This window comes from Chthonomonas sp., from assembly GCF_035294165.1.
Classification (GTDB): Bacteria; Armatimonadota; Chthonomonadetes; order Chthonomonadales; family Chthonomonadaceae; genus Chthonomonas.
Genome location: NZ_DATGLN010000089.1, coordinates 1 through 6,662, shown reverse-complemented (window position 1 = coordinate 6,662; position 6,662 = coordinate 1). Strand labels below are relative to the sequence as shown.

Here is a 6,662-nt window from a genome sequence, read left to right as displayed (position 1 = left end):
GCACCATCGTGCGTTTTGCGGCCAATGCCCAGCCCACCTCCGTTCTCACAGGCGTGCATCGCATCCGAGATCAGGGACAGTTTGCCCTCGATCTGCAGGGTCGAATCTATCTTGCCGATCCCAACGCCGATAGGGTTATCGCATTCAATTCCCAAGGAGAGGCCCTTGCGGTGCTCCAGCGGCTGCCAGGGCGCCTAGGCGCGCTGCATGCGCCTACCGGCCTGGTCTTGGAGCCGAACTATCAAGGGTTTTACGTTAGCGATACCCAAAACCACCGTCTGTTGCGAGTTGTGCCCCAGCTATCGCGCCCATGATGACCGTTCGTACCCTCCAGCTTGAATGGCAGCAGCGCCTCCGCGGAGCCTATCCTTTGCAGGGCTACCCCCTAAGCGACCAAGGCGCACTCACCCTTGCATGGCCACATCCTATTGAACCGCGTACTTATGAAGTCGTTCGCATCGTCACAGGGCAGAACCAAGAGGTGGTAGCACGGTTTTCTGCCGAAATCCTACAGAAGCTGCTGCTTAGCGCCGCCGCCGAATCGTTCTTAGGTATGCGGCCCGAGGAGGTCTATCTGTTTACTCAGGGTGAAAAACGCCGGCTCACCATGGAAAAGCGTGTGATCTATCTCGATGCCGGTATGGACGTGGGCGGCTCGCGCTTTGCTGCCGTCTATTCCGACATCTCCGGCCAAAACTTCGCCCTGGTCTACGGCACCTTTGTCGGTAAGACACTCTGGAGCGTGGAGCTTAAAGGGGTGGCCAACTGCGTTGTGGTGCAGCAAGAGGGACGGCGCATTGCAACCGCCTATGAGAATGGGCTGATCCAACTGTTCGATGCAAACATGCGAGAGTGCTGGCGATTCGAGACCGAAGAGCCGGTCACACTGCTGGCCTCGGCTACGGAGGGCGAAGAGTTGGCCTACGGCACGCAAACGGGATGGATCGGCATGTTGGACGCAGAGGGCGCACGTCGTTGGCAAACCAAAGTGGCAGGGCCTGTTCACGCCATTGCGATGGCGAGAGAAGGGCAACTTACCGTGGCCCTTTGCGGTTCCGAAGAGAACCCGCGCATTCCCGCGAAGCTGGTCTGTCTCGACCAGGCCGGTCAACCCGTTTGGGAGTACGAGGGCGATATTCCCTTTACCGGCCTCGCCTGTTCCCCCGGCGGCGACTACATCGCCGCGTCGGCTCAGGGAAGTCGTTTCAGCGTCTATCGGGTGGTCAGCGCAACGGTAGAGGCCGCCACGGCAAGCCGGAAGGATTGGAGGGCCTATGTACAGCCGGTGCCGGAGACAGGCGACATGAAGCCGGCGCTCCAGAGCCTCTATTCCTACCTTCAGGAGTGCCCCGACGATGTGGAGTGCTGGCAGCAGTTTGAGCAGTTGCGGGCGCAGTGGATGGGCGACGTTCAGCAGGAGCTGGCGCGTCTGCAGGCAGAAGGCGATTGGGAGGCAGCCCTCTCGCTTCTTCAAGAGGCGCTGGCCTTTCAGTCCTACGACGTGGCGCTGTTTCGGCAAAATGTGGAGTTGAGGCAACGCTTCGCCGAAGCGCTGCTGCAGCAAGCAAAAAACCTGCTGCAGGAAGGCCAGGCGGACTCTGTGGAGGCGCTATTGCGGAAGGCGATTCAACTTATGCCCGATCAGATGGAGGCAAGGCGGCTGCTGCAAGAGTTCCGTGCCGGCAGAGCGCAGGAGGCCGATAAAGAGGCGCAGGAGCGACTGGCACAGGGGGATACGCAGGGCGCTCTCGCCTGTTATGAACGTGCTCAGGCGCTTGCCCCCACCACCGAGCGGGCGCAGATAATTGCCCATCTTCAGGTTCAAATGGATTTTGAGCTTGGCAAGCAGGCCTACGACCGTTCGCGCTATGCCGAGGCCATCTTTCAGTTCCGAAAAGTGCTGCAACGCGACCCAAACCATGCCGAGGCTAAACGTTATTTGGAGTTTGCCCAACGTTTCGAGCAAGATACACTCTCCGATACCGTTAGCGACCGTTTTCGCAACCTTGAAGAGTAGTTGGATAACCATCGAAGGGCTTTAGCCCGCTGTGAGTAGGGGTAGGCCTTGTGCCTACCTTTCATGCCTGTGTAGCTTGCAGGCACCTGTAAGAAGCCGCTAGGCGTTAGACCAGGCGGAGTGTCACCTCTCTCCAACCGTCTTTCCTACAGGAACAGGCCGATCCTGGCAATAATCTGTATGCCTTGCCCTTCCAAGGCATTTCTTTGAAAACCTTTTATTTTGACTCTGAAGGAAAGGCGGAGTAAGAGCGAATCGCGCATTGATGGGCCTACGTCGAAACGCTCTCTTGAGATAAGGAATGACACCAAAAGAGAACGATCGAGCGAATAAGACCTATCTATGGAGAGATAACCCCATGCGGCGCTATTCCGAGGAGGAGATACTCGAGCTGCTCGAAACCTATCGGCAGCAACAAGACCTTCGTCTGCGCGATCGCATCGTACTAAACTACACCAATTTGGTTGAGAGCATTGCCCGGCGCTTCTCCGGAGCCTCCGAGCCTACGGAGGATTTGGCCCAAGAGGGGTATATCGGACTTATCACGGCCATCGAGCTGTACGACCCCAAAAAGAATGTAAAATTCTCTACTTATGCAACCCATTTCATCATCGGCCAGATCAAGCACTATCTGCGTGACCGTGGCAAGATCATCAAGGAGCCGGCCTGGCTTCAGGAGCTGAACCTTCGCCTAAACCGCATTAGCGAGGCGCTAACCCAACAGCTCGGACGAACGCCCACCTATGGCGAGATCGCCGAGAAGATGGGGATGCGTGAGGAAGAGGTTGCCGAACTCATGACCACGCGCGAGGTGTTTCGGGTGACCTCGATAGACGGCTTTCGAGAAAACGAGGATGGCTCTCCTCACGGCTATGGCGAGCGCCAGGATATTGTCGATCAGGCTGTGGCCTTTCAGCTTCCCATCGAAGACCGCATTATGCTGGAAACGGCCATGAAAAAGCTGAAAGCTTTAGAGCAACAGGTACTTGTAGAGTTCTACTTTAAAGACCTGAACCAAACGGAGATCGCGCAAAAACTGGGCATCTCCTGCAACTATGTTTCGCATCTCATTCGCAACTCCACACGCAAATTGCGCAAAATCCTTACCACCGAGGACCCGCGCACAACGCAGCTTCAGCTAGCCCAACTGCGCCAGGAGTTCGACATGGCGCTTTGTGAAGACCCCTCCCTCATCGTAGACCCGCTTACCAAACTCTACAATCGCCGTTATTTCGACATGCGGCTGCAGGAGGAGCTAAATCGCGCCCGTCGCATCAATTCGGAAGTGGCCGTGATCCTGTTGCGAATGGAGGGTTTAGAGGCTTTCACGCACTACCACGGCACGCTTTGGGGCGATGAGGCCGTGCAGTTGAGCGCGCAGCGCTTGCGCCAAACGGTGCGTCGGTCCGACATTGTAACGCGCTACGCTTCCGATACGTTCGCCGTGATCCTACCCTATACGGGCAGCACGGCCAACGCGGTGTTGCAGCGTATAAGGGCCACTTTTGAGGACTGGCTGAAGGAAAGAGGCTGGAACCGAAGCCATGCGCCGCTTTGCTTTACCTATAGCGTAGCCTGGTTCCCGATGGAGGCGAACCATCCGGAAACACTGTTGCGCCTTTTGGAAGAGCGACTATCGCCCGTTCGCTCCTTGCGGAAAGCGGCCTAGCCGACAAGCAAACTAAAAAATCTGCAGGGGCAGCGGCAATACCGCGCCTATGGAGGGGCGTGGCTATAGCTTCCGACAAGCTGCAGCTTGCGGAGAAATATCCTTCCTCAAAGAGAAGGTAGCTACCCCCATTCACACACGAGCGGCTCTTAGATGCTACACTGAATCGGATGAGACCCTCTGGAGCATCCGCTGAGGGAAGGGCGCCCCACCCCAGAAAATCTTGCGATTTTCTGGAGACCCCTGTGTCGGCCTTGAGGGGGAGGGCGTCGGCCTTGAGGGGGAGGGCGTTGGTCTCGAAGAGCCAGTAAGACAGACGCCTGTCATTTCTCGTGAGATAGACGCCTGCCATTTCGAGCCGATGATACACCTGTTATTTCGAGCCGAAGGCGAGAAATCTTGAATTTCAATCCCCACCAGCTTTGAGGGGAAGGGAGTTGTGGTGAAGAACCGGCCTGCCGGTGAATCGAATCGGGTTCACCTCAATTTTCTCGATGGTATGAGAGGGCTTGCCGCCCTCTACATAATGCTTTACCACTGTTACCAGTTCTATCATGAGATAGCCCTACACTACAGGTGGGATGTCATCCAAAAGGGACTGTCCTATCTGCTCTTTTTATGCCCCTATGGCTATTTTGCAGTCACCGTGTTTCTTGTGCTTTCCGGCTATTCGCTCATGATTCCCGTTGCACGCGATCCGCAGGGAAGCATGGCGGTCGGCAACTACTTTTTACGCCGTGCCTGGCGCATTCTGCCTCCTTACTATGCCGCCCTTATACTCTGGACTCTGTTTCTCGCACCGATCTTTCATCCGGGCATGGTTCTGGCTTCTACCGCCAGATGGGCACGGCTCTGCCCTCAGGTAGATCGCTGGGCCTTGCTTTCTCATCTTTTTCTCATACATAACTTCAGCCCCCATTGGTCTCATCAGATTGACGCCCCGATGTGGAGTGTCGCCACCGAATGGCAAATCTATTTCTTTCTTCCGTTCTTTATACTGCCTCTTTGGCATCGTTTCGGTGCTCCCAAAACGATATCTGCAGCCATGGCGCTGGGGTTTTTGCCCTGCCTGCTGCTTCACAGGGATATTCCGGAAGGCTTTTGGATGTTGGGGGTTTTTGCGCTTGGTGTGGCCGGCGCCATAGTAAACTGGTCGCCTGTGGACAGGTGGGCGTTGCGATGTCGCACATGGCGCTGGCCGACCATCGTTGGGGTGCTGGGCATCGCAATGGGAGTGCTATTTGCCTTTTGGCCGCCCACCCAGGCCGGTATCCTGGTTTTTCATGCACCGCTACGATTGCCCGACATTGTGGTTGCCCTGTTCGCAACCAGCTTCATCGTCTGCTGTGTGCAGGCACCGCAGGCGATGCGATGGCCCTTGCGTTTCCTACAGTCGCCACCGGTGCGGCTTCTCGGCGATTTCTCTTACAGTCTCTACCTCATTCACTACCCTATCCTCAATGAACTGGCCCACGCGCTTCGGGTGCATCATGTAGCGCCGGTTCTCTCATGTCTTGCTCTCTTTGGGGTCGGAGCGCCGATTGCCCTATTGGCTGCCTATCTCTTCTATTGGGTGGTGGAGCGTCCCACGCTGCATTATCGGCGGCGATTGGCAACAAGTGTGCAAAACCGTACCTCGACTTCCTCGGCAACCTAAAGTCGGCCTGCAATGCGCTATAATAATGGCTCTAAGAGAGTTGCATCGGCTCTGAGAGGAAGGGCGCCTTCCCTCAGGGCGGGTGAGGACGTAAAAGGATTGATAATCGAAAACGGATTGAAAGAGATGGAGGATTGTAAGTGATTATCGTTTTGCAGCCGGATGCCACAGAGGAACAACAAGAGGCGCTTTTGGCCGATCTCAAAGCCCGTGGTTACGGCGTTCACTGTTCGCGCGGCGTTGAGCGCACCATTGTCGGGGTTATCGGAACGCCCGAACGAGATAAGGACGGGCTGATCGAGCACTTCGAGTCGCTGCCCTATGTGGAGCGCGTCATTCCTATTCTCAAGCCCTATAAGCTGGTGGGCAAAGCGTTTCGCCCGGAGGGAACCGTTTTAAACGTGCGGGGCGTGCAGATCGGCGGGGGTACGCTATGCGTCATGGCAGGGCCTTGCACGGTAGAATCGGCGGATATGCTGTTGGAGACGGCCCGTTTTGTGAAGAAAATGGGGGCGCATATCCTGCGAGGTGGGGCCTTTAAGCCCTCCACGTCGCCTTACTCCTTCCACGGCCTCGGTGAGGAGGGACTAAAGATTCTTCAGGAGGCGAGCCTAGAGACCGGTTTGCCTATTATCACCGAGGTCATGGATACGCGCGATGTGGAGTTGGTGGGGCGCTACACCGACATCTTTCAGATCGGCACGCGCAACATGACCAACTTCAGCCTTCTGCGCGAGGTGGGCAACACGCGCAAGCCGGTTATGCTGAAACGCGGCTGGGCTAGCACCATTGAGGAGTGGCTGCAGGCCGCAGAGTACATCGCAAGCCAAGGCAACTACGAGATCATCCTGTGCGAGCGAGGCATTCGCACCTTTGAGACCTATACTCGCAACACCTTCGATCTCAACGCTATCCCTGCCATAAAGGAGCTTTCGCATCTGCCCATCTTTGCCGATCCCTCTCATGCCACGGGAAAACGCAGTTTGGTGCCGGCGGTAACCTTGGGGGCGGTAGCGACAGGGGCGGATGGACTGATTATCGAGGTGCATCCCAACCCTGAAAAGGCCGTGAAAGACGGCCCGCAATCCCTTTCGTTCGAGCAGTTTGGGCAACTGATGCAGGCCATAAGGCCTGTGGCGGAGGCCGTTGGTAAGCGCCTATGAGGGCCGCTGAAGAGCGGGCTTGCCCTGTTCTCTTCAACCAGGTGGCCATCCTGGGTGTAGGCCTCATGGGCGCCTCGTTGGGAATGGCCCTGCGTCGGCGAGGGCTTGCCAAAACGGTGGTCGGCTACGATGTTCGGCCAAGCCATCTGCACATAG

Annotated in this window: 5 protein-coding genes; all 5 read left to right on the top strand. The window is 56.7% G+C overall.

Annotated features, from left to right (window positions below):
• On the top strand, window positions 1–314 hold a 314-nt coding region (locus tag VKV29_RS04740; protein ID WP_324200152.1), incomplete at its 5' end, for a hypothetical protein.
• Window positions 311–2,017 carry a PQQ-binding-like beta-propeller repeat protein gene (locus VKV29_RS04735; RefSeq protein WP_324200151.1) on the top strand — a complete coding sequence of 569 codons (1,707 nt, stop codon included), beginning with the start codon at window positions 311–313 and terminating at the stop codon, window positions 2,015–2,017. The genes VKV29_RS04740 and VKV29_RS04735, both read left to right, overlap by 4 nt.
• A 301-nt stretch (window positions 2,018–2,318) precedes the next feature.
• On the top strand, window positions 2,319–3,686 hold the full coding sequence (locus VKV29_RS04730) for a sigma-70 family RNA polymerase sigma factor (protein ID WP_324200150.1): 1,368 nt from the start codon (window positions 2,319–2,321) through the stop codon (window positions 3,684–3,686).
• A gap of 439 nt (window positions 3,687–4,125) precedes the next feature.
• On the top strand, window positions 4,126–5,343 hold the full coding sequence (locus VKV29_RS04725; RefSeq protein ID WP_324200149.1) for an acyltransferase: 1,218 nt from the start codon (window positions 4,126–4,128) through the stop codon (window positions 5,341–5,343).
• 140 nt (window positions 5,344–5,483) lie between these two features.
• Window positions 5,484–6,506, top strand: a complete 1,023-nt coding sequence (gene aroF, locus VKV29_RS04720) for a 3-deoxy-7-phosphoheptulonate synthase (protein WP_324200148.1) — start codon at window positions 5,484–5,486, stop codon at window positions 6,504–6,506.
• Window positions 6,507–6,662: the final 156 nt, after the last annotated feature.